The 19,792-nt window shown below is 71.8% G+C and carries 19 protein-coding genes; 14 read left to right on the top strand and 5 right to left on the bottom strand.

The window, feature by feature from the left end; genetic code table 11:
* Positions 1 to 24: 24 nt before the first annotated feature.
* The gene (locus tag OGL88_RS06735) at positions 25 to 381 is read left to right on the top strand and encodes a PRC-barrel domain-containing protein (protein ID WP_111084060.1); all 357 of its coding nucleotides are present in this window, start codon (positions 25 to 27) and stop codon (positions 379 to 381) included.
* Between the two features lie 152 nt (positions 382 to 533).
* On the top strand, positions 534 to 1,460 hold the full coding sequence (locus OGL88_RS06730) for an SGNH/GDSL hydrolase family protein (protein ID WP_263090734.1): 927 nt from the start codon (positions 534 to 536) through the stop codon (positions 1,458 to 1,460).
* Here OGL88_RS06730 and OGL88_RS06725 read toward each other — a convergent pair.
* Complete coding sequence (locus OGL88_RS06725; protein WP_263090732.1) at positions 1,408 to 2,304, bottom strand: universal stress protein; 897 nt, start codon at positions 2,302 to 2,304, stop codon at positions 1,408 to 1,410. The two genes, OGL88_RS06730 and OGL88_RS06725, sit on opposite strands and share 53 nt — an antisense overlap.
* Positions 2,305 to 2,467: 163 nt before the next feature.
* Here OGL88_RS06725 and OGL88_RS06720 point away from each other — a divergent pair, with 163 nt between their 5' ends.
* Together OGL88_RS06720 and OGL88_RS06715 are read left to right on the top strand one after the other, a co-directional pair.
* Positions 2,468 to 2,932 (top strand): NUDIX domain-containing protein, encoded by a 465-nt coding sequence (locus OGL88_RS06720; RefSeq protein ID WP_263090729.1) that lies wholly within the window; start codon positions 2,468 to 2,470, stop codon positions 2,930 to 2,932.
* A 95-nt stretch (positions 2,933 to 3,027) separates the two neighbouring features.
* A complete protein-coding gene (locus tag OGL88_RS06715) occupies positions 3,028 to 5,106 on the top strand; it encodes an MSCRAMM family protein (protein WP_263090727.1) in 2,079 nt (692 codons plus the stop codon).
* 411 nt (positions 5,107 to 5,517) lie between these two features.
* Here the strand turns inward: OGL88_RS06715 and OGL88_RS06710 are convergent, their stop codons facing one another.
* Positions 5,518 to 6,879, bottom strand: coding sequence for an MFS transporter (locus OGL88_RS06710; protein ID WP_263090726.1), 1,362 nt, complete (start codon positions 6,877 to 6,879; stop codon positions 5,518 to 5,520).
* Positions 6,880 to 7,106: 227 nt separating this feature from the next.
* Positions 7,107 to 8,090, bottom strand: coding sequence for a hypothetical protein (locus OGL88_RS06705; protein ID WP_263090724.1), 984 nt, complete (start codon positions 8,088 to 8,090; stop codon positions 7,107 to 7,109).
* Between the two features lie 95 nt (positions 8,091 to 8,185).
* Between OGL88_RS06705 and OGL88_RS06700 the strand changes: the two genes are divergently transcribed.
* Positions 8,186 to 8,401 carry a hypothetical protein gene (locus tag OGL88_RS06700; protein ID WP_111084054.1) on the top strand — a complete coding sequence of 72 codons (216 nt, stop codon included), beginning with the start codon at positions 8,186 to 8,188 and terminating at the stop codon, positions 8,399 to 8,401.
* A gap of 28 nt (positions 8,402 to 8,429) precedes the next feature.
* Here OGL88_RS06700 and OGL88_RS06695 read toward each other — a convergent pair whose 3' ends face one another.
* Both OGL88_RS06695 and OGL88_RS06690 read right to left on the bottom strand, forming a co-directional pair.
* On the bottom strand, positions 8,430 to 9,173 hold the full coding sequence (locus tag OGL88_RS06695) for a YidC/Oxa1 family membrane protein insertase (RefSeq protein ID WP_263090722.1): 744 nt from the start codon (positions 9,171 to 9,173) through the stop codon (positions 8,430 to 8,432).
* 62 nt (positions 9,174 to 9,235) lie between these two features.
* Positions 9,236 to 9,541 (bottom strand): DUF6412 domain-containing protein, encoded by a 306-nt coding sequence (locus OGL88_RS06690; protein WP_263090720.1) that lies wholly within the window; start codon positions 9,539 to 9,541, stop codon positions 9,236 to 9,238.
* 66 nt (positions 9,542 to 9,607) lie between these two features.
* Between OGL88_RS06690 and ybaK the strand changes: the two genes are divergently transcribed.
* The 9 genes from ybaK to OGL88_RS06645 all read left to right on the top strand — a co-directional run bounded on the left by ybaK (position 9,608) and on the right by OGL88_RS06645 (position 19,792).
* Positions 9,608 to 10,093, top strand: coding sequence for a Cys-tRNA(Pro) deacylase (gene ybaK / locus OGL88_RS06685; RefSeq protein ID WP_263090718.1), 486 nt, complete (start codon positions 9,608 to 9,610; stop codon positions 10,091 to 10,093).
* A gap of 96 nt (positions 10,094 to 10,189) precedes the next feature.
* Positions 10,190 to 12,859, top strand: a complete 2,670-nt coding sequence (locus OGL88_RS06680) for an ATP-dependent Clp protease ATP-binding subunit (protein ID WP_263090717.1) — start codon at positions 10,190 to 10,192, stop codon at positions 12,857 to 12,859.
* An 854-nt stretch (positions 12,860 to 13,713) separates the two neighbouring features.
* Positions 13,714 to 13,947: a hypothetical protein gene (locus OGL88_RS06675; protein WP_263090716.1), complete on the top strand. Its 234-nt coding sequence runs from the start codon at positions 13,714 to 13,716 to the stop codon at positions 13,945 to 13,947.
* Positions 13,948 to 14,167: 220 nt separating this feature from the next.
* Positions 14,168 to 14,710, top strand: a complete 543-nt coding sequence (locus tag OGL88_RS06670; RefSeq protein WP_263090715.1) for an adenine phosphoribosyltransferase — start codon at positions 14,168 to 14,170, stop codon at positions 14,708 to 14,710.
* Between the two features lie 103 nt (positions 14,711 to 14,813).
* A complete protein-coding gene (gene thrS / locus OGL88_RS06665) occupies positions 14,814 to 16,802 on the top strand; it encodes a threonine--tRNA ligase (protein ID WP_205464453.1) in 1,989 nt (662 codons plus the stop codon).
* Positions 16,802 to 17,371: an HIT family protein gene (locus OGL88_RS06660; protein WP_263090713.1), complete on the top strand. Its 570-nt coding sequence runs from the start codon at positions 16,802 to 16,804 to the stop codon at positions 17,369 to 17,371. The genes thrS and OGL88_RS06660 overlap by 1 nt, the downstream gene beginning before the upstream one ends.
* 13 nt (positions 17,372 to 17,384) lie before the next feature.
* Positions 17,385 to 18,305, top strand: a complete 921-nt coding sequence (gene pdxS, locus OGL88_RS06655) for a pyridoxal 5'-phosphate synthase lyase subunit PdxS (RefSeq protein ID WP_111084046.1) — start codon at positions 17,385 to 17,387, stop codon at positions 18,303 to 18,305.
* Positions 18,295 to 18,906 (top strand): pyridoxal 5'-phosphate synthase glutaminase subunit PdxT, encoded by a 612-nt coding sequence (gene pdxT, locus OGL88_RS06650; RefSeq protein ID WP_263090711.1) that lies wholly within the window; start codon positions 18,295 to 18,297, stop codon positions 18,904 to 18,906. Before pdxS ends, pdxT begins: the two co-directional genes overlap by 11 nt.
* Before the next feature lie 118 nt (positions 18,907 to 19,024).
* Complete coding sequence (locus tag OGL88_RS06645) at positions 19,025 to 19,792, top strand: YebC/PmpR family DNA-binding transcriptional regulator (protein ID WP_111084044.1); 768 nt, start codon at positions 19,025 to 19,027, stop codon at positions 19,790 to 19,792.

Raw genomic sequence — 19,792 nt, 5'->3', positions numbered from 1 at the left:
CCGGGCACTCGGAAGGAGTCCTTCGTGTTCGAAGCCGCCAACATCCGTGACTGGATCGGCCTGCCCGTCGTCGACGAGGCCGAGGACAAGGTCGGGACGCTCGAGAGCATCTACTACGACACGGCCACGTCCGAGCCGGCGTTCGGTGCGCTCACGACCGGGATGGTCGGCTTCCAGAAGCTCGTGTTCGTCCCCCTCGTCGGGGCGACCGTCGCACCGAAGCACCTGCGCGTGACCTTCCCGAAGAAGCTCGTGAAGGACGCACCCTCCATCGCGACCGACGGTGAACTCGACGCCGCGACCGAGCCCGAACTGTTCCAGCACTACGGCCTCGAGTACCGCACGGGCAGCGGCGGCGAGCGTCGCCTCGGACGCCGCTGAGGCCGGAACTGCTCCGCATCACCCGCCGACCACTGCGCGCCGCCCTGGGGGTGGTCGGCGCCGTCTGTCTCGTGGCAGCGGGCCTCGGCGGGTCCGTCGGCGCGCCGACGGCCTCCGCGGCGCCGATGTGGCCGGTGCCGGAGCCGTACCCCGTGACCACCGACCCCGCCGAGTCGCTCGAGGCGATCCCGCCGGGCAGTGAGTACGTGGCGCTCGGCGACTCCTACTCGGCCGGGTACGGCCTGGAGGACCGCACCGGGCTGCCCACGAACGCCTGCGTGCAGTCGGCGCGCGACTACCCGCACCGGCTCGCGGCGCAGTTCGGGCTCGCACTGACCGACGTCACGTGCGCCGGCGCCACGAGCGACGACGTCACCACGGGCCACCAGTTCAAGGGCGTCCCACCCCAGATCGAGTCGTTGTCCGACCGCACCCGACTGGTGACCCTGACGGTCGGCGGCAACGACGCGGACCTCTTCGGCACGGCGGCCTCGTGCCTGGCGATCTCCGCGAACGGCCCGGTGTTCTCGGGCCGCGACGCCCCGTCGTGCGAGAGCACCCTGGTGCAGGACGGCGTCGACCAGCTCGCCGTGAAGATCCAGTCGCGCGTGGCCCTCGGCATCGCCGACACCCTCGGCGCGGTGCAGCGGGCCGCCCCGAACGCCGTCGTCGTGTTCCTCGGGTACCCGGCGATGTTCCCGGACGCCGAGGACACCCCCGCGAAGGGCTGCTTCCGGTCCGCACTCGACCTCGGCACCCTGGCGGGCTCGTTCCCGTCGGACACCTACCCCTTCACGGACACCGACGTCGAGTACCTGCACGGGGTCCAGGACGAACTCAACGAGGTCTCCCGGTCCGCTGCCGCCGCCGCCGGGGTGCGGTTCGTCGACGTCTTCGCGAGCACGCAGGACCACTCGCCGTGCGCCGCGTCGAAGCGCTACGTGGCCGGGGTGACGCTCACCGGTTCCGGTGACCTCCGGAAGATCGACCTGGAGGCGGGCGCCCTGCACCCGAACGAGCGCGGCGTCACGTACCTGACCGCGCGGATGGCCGCCGCGATCCGCGCCCTCGCCGGCTGATCCCACCGGCGGTCTCGGTCGCCGTGGCCGCTCGGCTGTCCTGGTGCGCCGCCGGCGGGACCACGCAGACCGGGGCAGCGGTCTCGCGCACGACGTCGTGGAGCAACGAGCCCGAGAGCGCGCGCACGTGCCCGCGACCGAGCACCACCAGCGACGCACGGCGGGTGTGCGAGGCGATCGCGTGACCCGGGTGGCCCTCGACCAGCAGCGGACGGAGGCGCAGCGAGGGGTACCGCGCCGTCAGCACGGACGTCACCCGTTGCAGCAGCTCGGCGTTGCTGGTGCGCCACCGGAGCGGGTCCTCGGCGAAGTCGGTCAGTCCCGTCCGGGTGAGCACGGGCATCTCCCACGCGCGCAGGAGCGTCAGCCGTCGGTTCCGCCGGACGGCCTCGTCGACGGCGATGGACACCGCACGTTCGTCGATCGGGTCCTCCACCGCGAGCACCACGTCGCCGTCGATCGGGTGCGGACCCTCCGGCACGACCACGGTCGGGACGGCAGCGCGCTCGGCGACCCGCGCCGGGTCGCCGCCGGCCGTCGATCCGCGCCGGTGGTGGAAGCTCCCGATCACGAGCAGGTCACCGCCGTCCGACTCCTCGACCAGGGCTGCGGCGAACGGACCCGCGTGCCGGTGCACCTCGACCGCCACACCGGGCAGGGCGGTCCGCGCGGCCTGGGCGAGCTGGTCGGCGACCGGCGTCCGGCCCTCCAGCGCGTGGTCGGCGCCGATGATCCGCAGCCGCTCGACACCGGCACCGGCGCGGGCCACGATCCACCGCAGGGCCTCGTCGTGGGGCATCGCCGCATCGGCGGCCAACGTCACCGTCGTCCATCGCTCGTCCATCCCGATCGGCCTCCTCCATCGCAGGCTTCGGGGGCGTCACATGGCGCTCCGTGCGCCACAGGGTACTCCGGTCGGGCGCGGTGGAACCGGCCGTGCGCGGCGGTGACCGCGAGCGGCGGACGTGGGCCGGGCCTCCCGTCCGACGCCGCGTAGTCTCGCAGGCGTGGTGGTGAGCGCCGGACTGTTGCTGCACCGGACCGGTCCGGCCGGGCCGGAGGTCCTCGTCGCGCACATGGGCGGGCCGTACTGGCGGAACCGACCACGTGCCTGGTCCATCCCGAAGGGCCTCGTCGAACCCGGCGAGGACCCGCTCGCGACGGCGATCCGCGAGTTCGGTGAGGAGATCGGGATCCCCGCACCCGTGGCCGCCGACGACGTCACGGACCTGGGCGAGTTCCGGCAGGCCTCGGGCAAGCGCGTCCGGGTGTTCGCCGCCCCGGCCCCGGGGTTCGAGGTCGCCGTCGTGCGGAGCAACACCGTCCGGCTGGAACTGCCACGTGGCTCGGGACGGTTCGTCGACGTGCCGGAGGTCGACGACGCCCGGTGGGTGCCGGTCGCCGAGGCGCGGGAGCGGCTCGTCGCGGGCCAGGTCGCCGCGGTGGACGCGCTGCTCGACCGACCCGCCTGAATCACGATGTGGTGTCGGTGCGGACCGGGTCCGCGCCGTCTGGATAGCCTGCACGGACGTCGGGGCACGCCGACATCATCACCAGGGGAGTACACATGCGGCGCTGGCGCGCGGTCACGGCGGGGCTCACCGCCCTCGCACTCGGAGCAGGACTCGCGATCGGCGGTGCGACGAGCGCCTCGGCCGAACCCGCGGGCAACTGGGGCACGTTCACCCTCAGCGGGGCCTCGAAGGCGTACACGGGCACGATGACGTTGGCCGGGTTCCCCGCGACGACGTTCACCTCGAACTCGCGGCAGTCGACCGTGATCAGCGGCGCGTCGACGTGGCAGTCGGCCGGGACGCCTCCGGGCCAGGTCTACGGCACGAGTCGTGCGCAGACGTACATGAACCAGCGTCCTCAGGCTGACCGTCCCAACGGCGACTCGGCGTCGACCACCACCTACACGTTCGACGGCGCGACGCCCGGCGCGCAGAGTTGGTCGTTCGTCCTCGGCGACATCGACGCCGACCAGGCGACGATCTCGGCGACGGTCGCCGGTGGCGGCGCGGCGACGGGGGAGCAGCTCGGTTACGAGAGTTCCTACAACTCCTGCTCGGCTGCTCCGGCGGCCGGCGGCTGGTCGTGCACCCCCGACCCCGACGGCACCACCGGCAAGGACCAGCCGACCTGGGACGCCGCCACCCGCACCCTGACCGGCAACGCCGCCGCGTCGGACACCGCGGGCGCCTCGGCCTGGTTCACCCCGACCGTGTCGCTCACCAGCCTGACCATCACGTACCAGCAGCGCAGCGGGTTCCCCGTCTACCAGACCTGGTTCGCCAACCGCACCGCGGCCATCAGCGGTACCGCGACCCTCGACGGCACGCCGATCCCCGGTGCGACCGTCACCGTGACCGCACCGCGCGGCACCGTCTACACGACGACCACCGACGCCGACGGCAACTACGTGTTCCCGCAGTTGCCGGTGATCGCGAACTACCGCGTCGAGGTCACCCCGCCAGCGGGTGCTGACGGTGACGCCACGGTGACGGGTGTCTCGCTCGCCGTCGCCGTCACACCGGGCGGCGTCGACAAGACCGCCGACTTCGCGTTCACGTCGCCGGACGACACGACGTCCGTCATCGGGACGGTGACCGACGACGACGGCAACCCGGTCTCGAACATCCCGGTCGTCATCACCGACCCGGACACCGGCGACACGCTGGTCGACACCACGACGAACAGCGACGGTGTGTACACCGGTTCCGACCTGCCCGCCGGCACCGAGCTGGACGTCTCCGTCGCCGACGAGCCGCCGGTGTCGATCACCACCGGTGACGCCGGTGCAGCACCGGTCGAGCCCGAGCCGATCGTCGCCCCGCCCGCCGTCGTCGCCACCGTGACCGGCATCGTGCCCCTCGACGGGACGCCCGTGCCGGCCGGCGTGGTCGTCGAGCTCCTCGACGAGTCCGGCGCCGTGGTCGGCTCGGACACCACCGACGCCGACGGGCGGTACACCTTCGCCACGGTTGCGGGCACCTACACGGTCCGCACGGTGGTCCCCGCCGCGGGAGCGACCGGTGACACCGCGAACACCGGCATCGCCGCGGTCGCCGGCACCAGCGTGACGTCGAACCTGCCGTTCGAGACCCCCGCCGCGCCCGAGGTCGTCACGACCGACCAGCCCGGCACCGTCGTGGACACGAACGGTGACCCGGTCGCCGGCGTGGACGTCGTCGCGACGCCGACCGACCCGGAGGCCGGCCCGCCGGTGACCGTGGCGACCGACGACGACGGCGCCTTCGACCTCGTCGACCTGCAGCCGACGACCGAGTACACGGTCACGGTCGACGTCGACGGGGCCACTCCGGTGACCGTGGTCACGCCCGAGGAGGGTGCTGCGACGCCGCTCGCCTTCGTGGTCGAGGCCGCGGTGACCCCGGCTCCGTCGCCGTCGCCCAGTGCGCCGACCACCTCGCCCACGGCGGTTCCGACCGTGCCGGCCGCCGGAGGATCGGGCAACGCGCCGGCTTCCGGTTCGGGTGACGTCGGCGACGGCGGCCCGCTGGCCTACACCGGTGCGGACCTGAAGCCGGGGCTGATCGCGGCCGGGGTGCTCGTGCTGCTCGGTGCGGCGCTGCTGACCTACCGCGCGGTGCGCAACCGTCGCCGGAGCCACCTGCAGGACTGATCGGTCACGACGAGGGGCGGGCCCGGCGCGATGCCGGCCCGCCCTTCATCGTGTTGCTGCACGGCCACTCCGCCGCCCCGACACGCCGCCGCCCCACCCCCGAGGTTCCGAAATCTGCCCATCTCGGCGGTGCCGACGACGGTTCGTGGAACCTCGACGCCGCGCGCGCGGCAGTTCGTGGAACCTCGACGCCGCGCGCGCGGCATGTCGCCGCTGCCCCTCGCCACACGCCGCCACACCCCGCCGCGACGACGCCACGCCCGGACCTCGCCGCCGGGGTTCCACGACATGCCGCCGCCCCACCGCCGAGGTTCCACGGATCGCCGCCAGGACCGCCGAGATGCCGAGATTTCGGAACCTCGGCGCCGCACGGGGCCGACGCGCCGCCCCGACCCCTCCAGCCGCGCCGCGCTACTGCGTGCGGTGCGTGCGGTGCGAGCCCGTGACCGTCGCGACCGAGCCCGTCAGGGTCTGGATCGCCCGGCCGACGACGGGCACCGACGTGGTGACCACCGCGAGCGAGGACGTGATCGCCTCGATCGACGACGTCGACAGGTGCTCCTGCCCGACCGTGTGCACCGGGAAGCCCCGACGCGACAGCACGACGACCCCGAGCGACCCGAGCAGCACGGCACCACCGGCGAACGGCAGGTACTGCAACCCGACGATCCCGAGGGCCTGGCCGCCGATGGCTGCGCCGCCGGCGATGCCGATGTTCGACGCACCGTTGATGAGCGCGCCGGCGATGTCGGGGGAGACGCCTCCGGAGCGGATCGCGGCCGCCATGAAGAGCGTGCCCGTCGTGCCGTTCGCGGCCATCCACACGCCGGCGACGACCATCGTGCCGACCAGGGAGCCGTGCACGAACGGCATCGCGGCGAACGCGACGGCCATCACGGCGACGGCGGCGATGAGGGTCTGGCGCGGCGCCCGGTCGACGAACATGCCCGCGAGCCAGAGGCCGATGACTCCGGTGCCGCCCAGGACGAGCAGCGCACCGCTCACCATCGAGGCGTCGAGTCCGGCGTCGATCGCGTACGGCCCGACGTAGGTGTAGACGACGTAGTGCCCGGCGAACAGGAGCAGGTCGGCGATCACGACGGACAGCAGCCCGGTGCGCGCCCAGGCCTTCGGGGACCCGATGTGCGGCGACGAGGCACCGCTGACGGCGGGTAGGAACAGCAGCGCCACGGCGGCGAGCACGGCGGCGGCGACACCGATCGAGAACACGGCGGGGCGCCAGCCGATGTGCTGCGCGACCCAGGTGGCGACGGGCACGCCGAGCACGAACCCGAGCGAGCTGCCCGAGTACACGAACGCGATGGCACGGCCGGCCAGGCGCGGCGGCACGATCCGGGTGGCGTACGCCGAGGCGACCGAGAAGAACAGCGCGTGCGCGATCCCGCCGACGACCCGGCCGGCGCAGACGACGGCGAACGACGGTGCGAACGCGATCATGAGGTTCGACACCGTGTAGCCGACGAGCGTCGACACGAGCACGGCCTTGCGGGGGAGCTTCGCGGTGAAGGCGGTGAGCGGGAGCGCCAGGAGTGCCACGGCCCCCGCGTACACGGTGACGACGATGCCCATGGTGGCCTCGGATACACCGAGGTCGGCGCTCATCGTGCCGAGCAGCCCGACGGGCATGAGCTCGGTGGTGATGGCGAAGAACGTCGCCAGCCCGAGGACGGCGATGCCGACGATGGACTGGGTGGTGACGGTGATCGGCCGCGTGTTCGTCGACACGGCCGAGGTGGTGGTGTTGGTGGACACGCTGCTGACCTCCTCCGGGGCACGGGCGAGCGCGCGACGGTGCCGTTCGGGGGAACGACGATGACCGGGAGGTCTGCGGGGCGCGCTCGCTGTGGATGTGGGTGATGTGGGTACGACTCCACGGCGAGTGCGCTCATCCAGTGTTGCACGATGGACCGCAGCCCGCGAGGGGGTCAGAGGAGATTCTCGGAGCGCTCCAACAAACAGCGCGTCCAACACCCGCGCCCTCAGTTCTCGTTCGTCACCCGCCCCTGCACGCCGCCACCCCGCAGCGCGATCGTCAACGTCCCGCTCATCGACTGCGCCGACATCGACACCGAGCCGTGCAGCGCCGCCTCGCGCGGGAAGCACGCCGTTGACGACTCGATCCGGTTCGCCGTCGCCACCAGGCAGATCGTCGACCGGTCCGTGCCCACACCGGCCCACACGGCCCACGGCGTGTCGAACGACCCGCCGTCCAGCGCCCGGTTCGTGAACACGAGCCGCGTGGAGTGCAGGCTCACGGGGGCCTCCACCGGCCCCGGCAGCTGGTCGGCGTACGTCTGCGGCACGTCGAGCAGCTGCTCGAGCGTGACCGTGCCCGCCGTGGGCGTGACGCTCGGTGCCGCCGCGACGTCGCCGCGGACGGGCCCGACGACGGTGCCGGCCGCGAACGCCACACCGACCGCCGCTGCCGCGCCGAGCGCGATCCAGATCCGTGGCCGCTCCGTCCAGAGCAGCGTGCGCCACCGGGACCGTCGCGTCGGTCCGACCGGGAGGCCCGGCTCACCCCCGTCGTCGTCACCCGCGTCGTCGGGACGGTCGGGTTCTCGGGCTTCGGTCGCCGCCCACGGTCCGGCCGACGTTCGCTGGGAGAGATCCGGTTGCCGGGACGGCTGCGGTTCGGCGGCAGCCGCCGCATGCTGCGGCACCGACCGTTCCGGCGAGGGCGCGGACGGTGGAGCCGTCAGTTCCGGCGACGGGTGGGGCGGTGGGGCCGACCACTCGGGGGACGCGACCTGCCCGCTGGCTGGGGACGTGCCTCCCGGCCGCTCGTCGGGCCCCGTGGCGGAGGCGACGCCCGCGCCCGCTCGCCGACCACCCGACCGCCGCCCGCTCGCCAGGTCCTGCAGCGCGATCCGGGCGCGCGCCGCGTCGGCGGGACTCGATGCCGCTCCCCAGGCGACGGCCTCGAGCCGTGCCCGTTCCGCTGCCACGTCGTCGTGGGCCATGCGCACTCCCGATCTGCCGGTCGCGTGGACTCCCTTCATCGTGGCACTGACGGGGCGGCGGCGCGCACCCAGAACGAGGGGAGTAGGCGTGACGCATGAGCACCGAACCTGAACCGCGGCACGACGCCGACCCGGAGACCCTCGAGCCGCTGAGCCACGACACCCAGTCCGGCGAGGCCGACTACGTGGCGACGAGCCCCGGCGGGACCGGCACGGAACGCCACGTGCCGACCGCCGACGAGGAACAGGGTCGCGGCACCGAGTACGACCCGGTCGACCAGGGGCCGCAGCAGGAGGGCCAGGGCGGCTGACGCCGGGGCTGCCCCCACGTGCACGGCGCTACCGGATCACCCGGCGCAGCACGGCACGCTCGCCGGCCGTCCACGCGGCGCTGGTCACGACGTACAGCGCGGCGGCGAGTGGTGCGATCGCGGCGAACACGACGGTGATGAACGGCGCGAACCGTCCGATCGCGGCGGTCGCTGCCGCACCGGGCACCTCTGCGCCCGGCTCCGGCGTCGGCACCGGGTTCCAGCGCAGGTTGGCGCGACGGCTGAGCTCCACGATGACGGCGAGCACGGCCAGCAGCAGGACGACGACCCAGGCGTGCACCCAGAGCGGGGACGTCAGCGTGACGACCAGCGAGTGCCCGAGCGGGACCCCGACCAGGGTGGCTTCGAGCAGCGCGTTGACCGTGCCGCCGATCGATGCGTGCGTGAACAGGGCGTAGACGAGGGACAGCACCGGTGCCTGCGCGAGGACGGGCAGGCAGCCGGCCAGGGGTGAGACCTTCTCGTTCGTGTAGAGCTGCTGGACGGCGCGCTGCAGCTGCTCGGCGTTCTTCCCGTGGCGCTTCCGCAGGGCGGCGAGCTGCGGCGCGAGCCGGCGTCGGTCGCGCTCCGCTCGCACCTGCAGGACGGACAGCGGCACGAGCACGGCCCGGACGGCCAGGGTGAGCAGCACGACGGCGATCGCCGCGGCGAACGAGCCCGTGGTGGGGGAGAGCGCCGCGGTCAGGGCGACGACGAGGTCCGCGCCGCCGTGCAGCAGCGGGCCGACGAGGGGCAGGGTGGACAGGTCCATGACGGTTCCGATCGGTGGTGGTTCGCAGGAGGGGTCGCGAGGGCCCGGCCACCGGTCGGTGGTCAGGCCGGGGCGACGACTCCCGGAGCACGCGATCGGATGTGCCCGTCGGCATCGGGGTGGCTCCACGCGATGCGGGTGACCAGGTCCGGTACCGCCGCGTGCTCGACACCCGTCGACCGCAGCCCGAGGACCGCTGCCAGCACCGTGGCGATGACCTGCGCGACGACGACCGCCAGGGCGACGGCCGTCAGGCCGAGCGCGGCCACTGCCAGCAGCGGCAGGACGCCGGCCGCGGGGTCGCCCGCTGTGGGTGCGCCGAGCACGAGCGCAGCGGCGGCACGGAAGATGAGCAGGGCGACGGTCATGGTCGGTTCAGCGTAACGCCCGCGTGCCGCCACGGACAGGACGGCAGCGCGGGAGAGGATCGCCGCATGACCGCAGGTTCGCCGAGCACCCCAGCGACCGTCGCGCTCGACCGAGCCGGGGTGTCCTACACGCCGCACGTGTACGACCACCACGAGAGCGCCACGAACTTCGGCGAGGAGGCCGCCGCAGCCCTGGGGCTCCGCGAGGAGCAGGTCTTCAAGACCCTGGTCGTCTCGGTCGACGGCGCACTGGCGGTGGCGATCGTGCCGGTGGCCAACCGGCTCGACCTCAAGGCCATCGCGGCGGCGGTCGGTGGCAAGAAGGCGACGCTGGCCGATCCGGCCCTCGCCGAGAAGCGCACCGGGTACGTCGTCGGTGGCATCAGCCCGGTCGGCCAGAAGTCCCGGATCCGGACCGTGCTCGACGAGTCGGCCCTCGGGTACGACAGCATCTTCGTGTCCGGCGGGCGCCGCGGCTTCGACATCGAGGTGGCTCCGGCCGACCTCGCGCGGGTCACCGAAGCGATCTCGGCGGCGATCGCGCGGACCTGAGTCGAGTCGCCGCAAGTTTCTCCCACCACCGGGAATGACCCCGGCACTCCTGCGTTGCATTGAGTCAAAGGCACTCAAGTTCCCCAGGAGGTCCCTTTGCCAGAGACGTTCGGCCCGACCGGCGGCAGTGACTCGTTCGACGAGTTCCTCGCGCGCCTCCTCGCGGCGCAGAACACCGGTGACCTGCAGCGCCCCCGCGCGTTCGGCCGACCGGTGGACATCACGCGGCTCCTCAGCCGCCGTACCCACGAGCTGCTCCAGCACACCGCCGAGTACGCGGTGTCGCAGGGGCAGCACGAGCTCGACGCGCTGCACCTGCTGCACGTGCTCGTCCGCACCGAGCCGTTCGACGCCGTCGTCCGTTCCGCCGGGGTCGACCCCGAGCGCCTCGCCGCCGAGATCGAACAGCGCCTGCCGATGGCCCGCGAGCCGCAGCCCGAGCAGACCGGTCGTCCGGCCCTGACCGGCACGGCACAGCGCATCCTCGTCGAGGCCACCCAGGCCGCGCGGGGCTTCGGCAGCACCTACACCGACCCCGAGCACGTCTTCTTCGCGCTCGTGACCGACCAGGAGACCGTCACCGGGCAGCTGCTCGCCAGCGCCGGTGTCACCCCGCAGGCCATGCAGGACTACGCCCAGCAGGCCGCGGCAGCAGTACGAGAGGGGCGCCCCATGCCAGGAACCGGTGCAACGACCGGAACGGACGAGTCCGGTGCCGTCAGCAGCACCCCGACCCTCGACCAGTTCGGCACCGACCTCACCGCGCGTGCCCGTGACGGCCGCATCGACCCCGTCATCGGTCGTGCCGACGAGATCGAGCAGGCCGTCGAGATCCTGCTCCGCCGCACCAAGAACAACCCCGTCCTGATCGGCGAGCCCGGCGTCGGCAAGACCGCCATCGTCGAAGGACTCGCCCAGCGCATCGTCGACGGCGACGTCCCGTCCCTGCTGCAGGGCAAGCGCGTCGTCGCACTCGACCTGCCCGGCATGCTCGCCGGCACCCGGTACCGCGGCGACTTCGAGGAGCGCTTGACGAAGGCCATGGACGAGATCGCGGCGCACGCCGACGAGCTCATCGTCTTCGTCGACGAGCTCCACACCGTCGTGGGCGCCGGTGGTGGCGGTGAGGGCGGTTCGATGGATGCCGGCAACATCCTCAAGCCCCGGCTCGCCCGCGGCGACCTGCACCTGGTCGGTGCGACCACCCTGAACGAGTACCGCCGGATCGAGAAGGACGCCGCACTCGAGCGTCGCTTCCAGCCGGTCACGGTCGGGGAGCCGAGTGTCGAGGACGCCGTCGCGATCCTGACCGGCCTCGCACCTCGGTACGAGGAGCACCACGGCGTCGTCTACACGCCCGAGTCGCTGCGCGCCGCCGTCGAGCTCTCGCACCGGTACGTCACCGACCGGCACCTGCCGGACAAGGCCATCGACCTCATCGACCAGGCCGGCGCGCGCCGGCGGCTCGCCCGCTCGGGTGCTGTCGACGTCGAGGCCCTGCGCGACCAGGTCGCCGAGCTGCTGGCCGAGAAGGACCGCGCGGTCGCCGAGGAGCTGTACGAAGAGGCGTCGCGCCTGCGCGACGAGACGGTCGGACTGGAGGCCCGGATCGCCGCCGCCACGTCGGCGGACGCTCCCCGCGCTCCCCACCGGCACGGCCGCGACGCCGCTGACGCGTCGCCGCGGGACCGGCGGCGTGGGCCCACCCGTCCGGAATCCGTGGGCACCTCGATCACGGAACGCGACATCGCGGGTGTGGTGTCGCGTGCCACCGGCATCCCGGCGACGCGCCTGACCCAGGACGACCGCTCGCGGCTCGCCGTGCTCGAGCAGGAACTGCACGAGCGCGTCGTCGGACAGGACGACGCCGTCGCGGCGATCGCGAAGGCCGTCCGCCGCAGCCGGACCGGCATGGGCGACCAGCGTCGTCCGGTCGGCAGCTTCCTGTTCCTCGGCCCGACCGGCGTCGGCAAGACCGAACTGGCGAAGGCCCTGGCGTCGTCGCTGTTCGGCGACGAGTCCGCCATGCTCCGCTTCGACATGAGCGAGTTCGGCGAGCGGCACACCGTCTCGCGGCTGGTGGGTGCTCCTCCCGGGTACGTCGGCTACGACGAGGCCGGGCAGCTCACCGAACGCGTGCGCCGGAACCCGTACTCGGTGATCCTGCTCGACGAGGTCGAGAAGGCGCACCCCGACGTGTTCAACCTGCTGCTCCAGGTGCTGGACGACGGTCGACTGACCGACGGCCAGGGGCGCACGGTGGACTTCCGGAACACCGTCGTCATCATGACGTCGAACATCGGCTCGGAGTTCCTGGCCTCGCGGTCCGGCGCCCTCGGCTTCGCACCCGTGGGCTCCACCGACGGGTCCGGCGAGGACGACCTGCGGGCCCGCGTGATGGGCAAGCTGCGCGAGGCCATGCGGCCGGAGTTCATCAACCGCATCGACGAGATCGTGCTCTTCCGCAAGCTCGACCGGTCGCAGATCACGTCGATCGTGTCGTTGCTGCTGCAGGACACGGCGCTCCGGCTCGTCGCGCAGGACATGGTGCTCTCCGTGTCCGACGCCGCGGTCGACTGGCTCGCCGAGCACGGGTACGAGCCCGAGTACGGTGCCCGTCCGCTCCGCCGGCTCATCCAGCGCGAGGTCGACGACCGCATCGCGACGCTCGTGGTCGACGGTGGCGTGACCGCCGGGGACACCGTGCGGATCGACGTCGTGGACGACGTGCTGACGGCAGCGGTGGCGGAACCCGCGACGCTGTAGCAGCCGTTCGACCACGAGGGCCCGGTACCGATTCGGTACCGGGCCTTCGTCGCGCCCGGGTACGGTGCGGGTGGCACTGTGGATGCTGCCGCGCACCGCGCACCGCGCACCGCGCACCGCGCACGGTGCGTGCGCCGTCACCCGGTGCGAGGTTGCCCGCACTGCGCACGGTACGTGCTCTGTCACTCGGTGCGAGGTTGCCCGCCCCGTGCGCGCCTGCAACCCCGCCCCGTGCGCGCAGGCTGCCACCAGTCCGCCAACGTCGCACCGTGCTCACCCTGTTCGGGAATGCAATTCCGGAGAAATCGAAGAAAGGGGTTGCGCTGTGAATTGCGGTGCCGATAGTGTTCACTCGTCGCGAACCGCTGGACTCCAGCGGGGGGACGACTCCGACAGCTCGAGACCGAAAGGGGGCCGACCATGATGATCACCGCAACCACTCCGTTCCGTGGAATCCGTGGACGCGTCGGCACCCCGTTCCGCGTCCGCTGACCCGGAGCGTTCCGCCTTCTGCTGACATCTGTGTCTTCCGATCCTCGTCTCGTGACGAGTCGGTCGCCTGACACCTCGCGCTGAGCCGTTCTGGCTCGCGTCGAACCGGCTCCGTCGATCGCCGATCGGTCCCGATCCGTGTGCTCCGTGCACGCGATCGGACTGCGTCGATCGTCGCCGGAGAATGTCGGGGTCGGTGCGACGCTCTCGGTACCGGAAGTCATTCAGTATCGCGTCGTCGGACATTCCTCCGGTGACCGCGGAATGCATTCTCACGCATTCATTTTCTCCTGCCCGTGTTCCGGGCAGTCCACTCCTGCCCGTGTGCCGGGCAACTCCGTCATGCCCTGAAAGGGATCACCGTGTCATCGAAGACCGCCACCCGACCTCCCGATACCCGCGCGCCGCGCCACCGGGTCTCCCTCACCGACCGCGTCGCGCTGCGCATCGGCATGTCGCTCATCATCTGGAGCCGGCGAACCCGCCGGGTCCACCCGGTGATCGACCACGGAACACGCCTGCAGCTCGACCGCGAGCGGCAGCAGCGCGAGAACGACCTGCTCCTGCAGGCCGCACTCATGCGCGCCTGGCGCTGAGCCGGATCGGACACCCGACCGTCGCACCGTGCGACCGTCGCCGTCCCGTGCCCGCTTGGTGGCTCGGTGCGGGGGGACAGCCCCGCACCGAGCCACCGTCGGCGCACCGGCCGACGCAACCCGCACCGTGCGCCGTACCGACGACCCAGCACGGCGCGACCGACCCCGTAGCGTGCGCCGACGTGTCGGACGCACCCCGGGCCTCCCGTACCGTTGGTGGGTGACCGAAACCGCAGCTGCACTCGTCGAACGCCTGACCGCCGTCGTCCCGGACTTCCCGAAGCCGGGGGTGCTGTTCCGTGACGTGACGCCGGTGTTCTCGGACGCCGTGGCGTTCGGCCGCGTGTGCGAGGCACTCGCCGCGCCCTTCGCGGTCGGTGCCGGGTTCGACGCCGTCGCCGGCATCGAGGCACGGGGCTTCGCCCTCGCCGGCGGGATCGCCGCGCAGCACCAGGTGGGCGTGCTCACGGTGCGCAAGGCCGGCAAGCTGCCGGGCGAGGTCCTCAGCGAGCAGTACGCACTCGAGTACGGCGAGGCCGAGCTCGAGCTGCGTCCGGGCCAGCTCCCCACGGGCACCCGGGTCCTCGTCGTCGACGACGTCCTCGCCACCGGTGGGACCGGCGCCGCCACCATCACGCTGCTCGAACGCGCGGGCTACCAGGCGGTCGGGTTCGCCGCGCTGCTCGAGCTCGACGGGCTGAACGGACGCGAGCGACTCGAGCCGCGCCTGCCCGTCACGACGCTCGGCGCCGTGCCCGCCTGAACCCCACGCGCGCACTAGTCTTGACGCACCATTTCGATCGAGGAGTCCCATCATCGTGACCGAGTCAGTCGCCGCAGCGCCGGAGAGCGCCGAGCCCGCAGCCGTGCCCCAGGCACCCGAGCCCCGCACCGCGACGACGACCACGACGGGCACCGAGCTCTTCGACGGTGAGCGCGGCGTCGTCGCGATCCGCGTCGACGGTGTCCTGAAGGACCTCGCTGCCGACGTCGCCGCCGGCGAGACCGCCGAGGCCGTCACCCTGCAGGAGCAGGACGGGCTCGACATCCTCCGCCACTCGGCCGCGCACGTCCTTGCGCAGGCCGTGCAGCAGATCAACCCCGAGGCCAAGCTCGGCATCGGGCCGCCCGTCACCGACGGCTTCTACTACGACTTCGACGTCGCCGAGCCCTTCACCCCCGAGGACCTCAAGGCGATCGAGAAGGGCATGGACCGCATCGTCAAGCAGGCCCAGCGCTTCCGCCGCGTGGTCGTCTCGGACGAGCAGGCGCGCGAGCTGATGGCGGGGGAGCCGTACAAGCAGGAGCTCATCGGGCTCAAGGGTGCTGCGACCGACGGTGACTCCGGCGAGAGCGTCGAGGTCGGCGCCGGCGAGCTCACCGTGTACGAGAACGTCGACCCGAAGTCGGGCGAGGTGCTCTGGCAGGACCTCTGCCGGGGCCCGCACGTGCCGCACACCCGCTGGATCGGCAACGCCGCGAAGCTCATGCGCGTCGCCGCCGCCTACTGGCGCGGCTCCGAGAAGAACCCGCAGCTGCAGCGCATCTACGGCACCGCCTGGCCCGACAAGGACCAGCTCAAGGCGTACCTGGTGCGGCTCGAAGAAGCCGCCAAGCGTGACCACCGCAAGCTCGGTGCCGAACTCGACCTGTTCTCGTTCCCCGACGAGATCGGGTCCGGTCTGGCGATCTTCCACCCGAAGGGCGGCATCATCCGCCGCGAGATGGAGGACTACTCGCGCCGTCGGCACGAGGAGAACGGCTACTCGTTCGTCTACACGCCGCACATCACCAAGGGCGACCTGTTCGAGACCTCCGGGCACCTCGGCTGGTACAAGGACGGCATGTTCCCGGCCATGCACATGGACGAGGCGAAGGACGAGGACGGCAACGTCACGCGTCAGGGAGCCGACTACTACCTCAAGCCGATGAACTGCCCGATGCACATCCTGGCGTACCGGTCGCAGCCGCGTTCGTACCGCGATCTGCCACTCCGGATGTTCGAGTTCGGCACGGTCTACCGCAACGAGAAGTCCGGCGTCATCCACGGCCTCACCCGGGTCCGTGGCATGACCCAGGACGACGCGCACATCTTCACCACGCAGGAGAAGATGAAGGAGGAGCTGACCACGACGCTCGAGTTCGTGCTCTCGCTGCTGCGCGACTACGGCCTCGACGACTTCTACCTCGAGCTCTCGACGAAGGACCCGGAGAAGTACGTCGGGGACGACGAGGTCTGGGACGTCGCGACGAACACCCTGCGCGAGGTCGCCGAGGAGTCCGGCCTCGAGCTCGTGCCCGACCCCGCCGGAGCCGCCTTCTACGGCCCGAAGATCTCGGTGCAGGCCCGTGACGCCATCGGCCGCACGTGGCAGATGTCGACCGTGCAGCTCGACTTCAACCTGCCCGAGCGCTTCGGCATCGACTACACCGCGGCCGACGGCTCCCGCCAGCGCCCGGTGATGATCCACCGCGCGCTGTTCGGCTCGATCGAGCGGTTCTTCGGCGTGCTGACCGAGCACTACGCCGGAGCGTTCCCGGCCTGGCTGTCCCCGGTGCAGGTCGTCGGCATCCCCGTCGCGGCCGAGTACGGCGACTACCTCGACGAGGTCATCGCGAAGCTCCGTTCGCACGGCGTCCGCGCAGAGGTCGACCACTCGGACGACCGCATGCAGAAGAAGATCCGCACGCACACCAAGGCGAAGGTGCCGTTCCAGCTCATCGCGGGCGGCGACGACCGCGACGCCGGTGCGGTCTCGTTCCGCTTCCGTGACGGGCGCCAGGACAACGCCGTGCCCGTGGACGAAGCGGTCGACCGCATCCTGACGGCGATCCGCGAGCGCGCGCAGGTCTGATGACGGACGAGCAGGACCCGCTGGTCATCCGGGACGCCGCCACCGGTGCGGCCGTCCCGGATGCCTTCCAGCGCCTGTGGAACCCGCACCGGATGGCGTACATCGACGCCGGGCGCGAGGGCACGGGCCGCGGGCACGCGGACGACTGCCCGTTCTGCGAGGCACCGCGGAAGTCCGACGAGGACGCCCTCATCGTCGCCCGGGGCGAGCACGCCTACGTGCTGCTCAACCTGTTCCCGTACAACAACGGACACCTGCTGGTCTGCCCGTACCGCCACGTGCCGCTGTACGACGAGGCCACGCCGGACGAGCTCCGCGAGATGAGCGAGCTGACCCAGACCGCGATGCGGGTCCTGCGCGCCGTGTCGCACTGCGACGGCTTCAACATCGGCATGAACCAGGGCGAGGTCGCGGGGGCCGGCATCGCCGCGCACCTGCACCAGCACATCGTGCCGCGGTGGCAGTCCGACGCGAACTTCTTCCCGATCATCGCGCGGACGAAGTCGATGTCCCAGATGCTCGGGGACACCCGCCGACTGGTCGCCGAGGGCTGGCCCGCAGCGGACTAGACTGATCGGCATCATGAGCGACAGCACCAGCACCTCCGGCACCCCTGGCACCTCGATCACCGGCTCCGACCGCGTCAAGCGCGGCCTCGCCGAGATGCTCAAGGGCGGCGTCATCATGGACGTCGTCGACGCCGAGCAGGCCCGCATCGCGGAAGAAGCCGGCGCGACCGCGGTCATGGCCCTCGAGCGCGTCCCCGCCGACATCCGCGCACAGGGCGGCGTCGCCCGCATGTCCGACCCGTCGATGATCGAGGAGATCATCGCCGCCGTGTCGATCCCGGTCATGGCGAAGGCCCGCATCGGCCACTTCGTCGAGGCGCAGGTGCTGCAGGAGCTCGGCGTCGACTACATCGACGAGTCCGAGGTGCTCTCGCCCGCCGACTACGTCAACCACATCGACAAGTGGAACTTCACCACGCCGTTCGTCTGCGGTGCCACCGAGCTGGGCGAGGCGCTCCGTCGCATCACCGAGGGCGCTGCGATGATCCGTTCCAAGGGCGAGGCCGGCACGGGTGACGTGTCCGAGGCCACGAAGCACATCCGCACGATCAACAAGGAGATCGCGGCGCTGCGCCACCTCAAGGAAGACGAGCTCTACGTCGCCGCCAAGGAACTGCAGGCGCCGTTCGAGATCGTGCGCGAGGTCGCCCGCACCGGCAAGCTCCCCGTCGTGCTCTTCACCGCCGGTGGCGTCGCCACCCCGGCCGACGCCGCGATGATGATGCAGCTCGGCGCGGACGGCGTGTTCGTCGGCTCCGGCATCTTCAAGTCCGGCGACCCGGCGAAGCGTGCCGCGGCGATCGTCAAGGCCGTCACCTTCCACGACGACCCCAAGGTCATCGCCGAGGTCTCGCGTGGTCTGGGCGAGGCGATGGTCGGCATCAACGTCGCCGACGTCCCCGCGCCGCACCGCCTCGCCGAGCGTGGCTGGTAGCACGACGAGCAGTGTCCGGCCCCGCATCGGGGTCTTGGCACTGCAGGGTGACTTCCGCGAGCACATCGCCTCGTTGACGGAGCTCGGCGCCGACGTGGCGCCGCTCCGTCGCCCCGAGGAGATCGCGGCGCTCGACGGCGTCGTGATCCCCGGTGGCGAGTCGAGCGTGATGGACAAGCTGTCCCGGGCGTTCGGTGTCGCCGAGCCCCTCGCTGCTGCCATCCGCAACGGCCTGCCGACGTACGGCACGTGCGCCGGCATGATCATGCTGTCGTCGCGGATCACCGACGGCATCAGCGGCCAGCAGACCCTCGACGTGCTCGACACCACGGTGCGACGGAACGCGTTCGGCAGCCAGAACGACTCGTTCGAGGTCGACGTCCCGATGCCCGAGCTCGGTGACGACCCGGTGCACGCGGTCTTCATCCGCGCCCCGGTGGTCGAGCAACACGGCCCCGGCGTCCAGGTCCTCGGCGCGCTGACGGACGGGCAGGTCGTCGCGGTGCAGCAGGACAACGTGCTCGCGAGTGCGTTCCACCCCGAGGTCGCTGGCGAGGACCGCTTCCACCGCCGCTTCCTCTCCATGGTGCGCAGCGCCTGACGCGAGCCGCGGGCCCTGGGCCCGGCCGTCTGCGCGCCGGTACCGGCGGGGCGGGGCGGCGCCGGGCCTCCCGGCTGGGTAAACTGACCTCGACTTTCCGCAAGACGCAAGGAGAACCGTGTCCGGGCATTCCAAGTGGGCGACGACCAAGCACAAGAAGGCCGTCATCGACGGCCGCCGTGCCAAGTCCTTCGCCAAGCTCATCAAGAACATCGAGGTCGCCGCGAAGATGGGCGGCGCCGACCTGTCGGGCAACCCGACACTCGTCGACGCAATCCAGAAGGCCAAGAAGACCTCGGTCCCGAACGACAACATCGACCGCGCCGTCAAGCGCGGTGCCGGCCTGACCGGTGAGTCGATCGAGTACACGACGATCATGTACGAGGGCTACGCCCCGAACGGCGTCGCGATGCTGATCGAGTGCCTCACCGACAACAAGAACCGCGCAGCGGCCGAGGTCCGGACGGCGATGTCCCGCAACGGTGGCACCATGGCCGACCCGGGCAGCGTCGCCTACAACTTCTCGCGCAAAGGCGTCATCTCGGTCACGAAGACCGACGGCCTCGACGAGGACACCGTCATGACCGCCGTGCTCGATGCCGGTGTCGAGGACGTCATCGACCAGGGCGGCGGCTTCGAGATCATCACCGAGGCCAGCGACCTCGTCGCGGCCCGCACCGCGCTGCAGGACGCCGGCATCGACTACGACTCGGCCGACGCCGAGTTCGTCCCCGGCCTCAAGGTGCCGGTCGACGCCGAGACCGCACGCAAGGTCTTCCGCCTGATCGACGCGCTCGAGGACAGCGACGACGTGCAGAACGTCTACGCGAACTTCGACGTTCCGGCGGACGTCCAGGCCGAGCTCGACGAGGACGAGGGCGAGTAA

Origin of the sequence: Curtobacterium sp. RIT-PI-V (assembly GCF_025642935.1) — a bacterium.
In the GTDB taxonomy this organism is placed as follows: Bacteria; Actinomycetota; Actinomycetes; order Actinomycetales; family Microbacteriaceae; genus Curtobacterium.
The sequence above is the reverse complement of the archived record's forward strand: the minus strand, read 5'-3'. Positions and strand labels throughout refer to the sequence as shown.

Excerpts from the sequence above, each read along its gene's own strand:
- OGL88_RS06705 (WP_263090724.1), bottom strand. The coding sequence starts at position 8,090 with ATGGCCCACGACGACGTGGCAGCGGAACGGGCACGGCTCGAGGCCGTC.
- pdxS (WP_111084046.1), top strand. The coding sequence starts at position 17,385 with ATGAGCGACAGCACCAGCACCTCCGGCACCCCTGGCACCTCGATCACC.
- OGL88_RS06660 (WP_263090713.1), top strand. The coding sequence starts at position 16,802 with ATGACGGACGAGCAGGACCCGCTGGTCATCCGGGACGCCGCCACCGGT.
- OGL88_RS06695 (WP_263090722.1), bottom strand. The coding sequence starts at position 9,173 with ATGGACCTGTCCACCCTGCCCCTCGTCGGCCCGCTGCTGCACGGCGGC.
- OGL88_RS06690 (WP_263090720.1), bottom strand. The coding sequence starts at position 9,541 with ATGACCGTCGCCCTGCTCATCTTCCGTGCCGCCGCTGCGCTCGTGCTC.
- ybaK (WP_263090718.1), top strand. The coding sequence starts at position 9,608 with ATGACCGCAGGTTCGCCGAGCACCCCAGCGACCGTCGCGCTCGACCGA.
- OGL88_RS06725 (WP_263090732.1), bottom strand. The coding sequence starts at position 2,304 with ATGGACGAGCGATGGACGACGGTGACGTTGGCCGCCGATGCGGCGATG.
- OGL88_RS06715 (WP_263090727.1), top strand. The coding sequence starts at position 3,028 with ATGCGGCGCTGGCGCGCGGTCACGGCGGGGCTCACCGCCCTCGCACTC.
- OGL88_RS06700 (WP_111084054.1), top strand. The coding sequence starts at position 8,186 with ATGAGCACCGAACCTGAACCGCGGCACGACGCCGACCCGGAGACCCTC.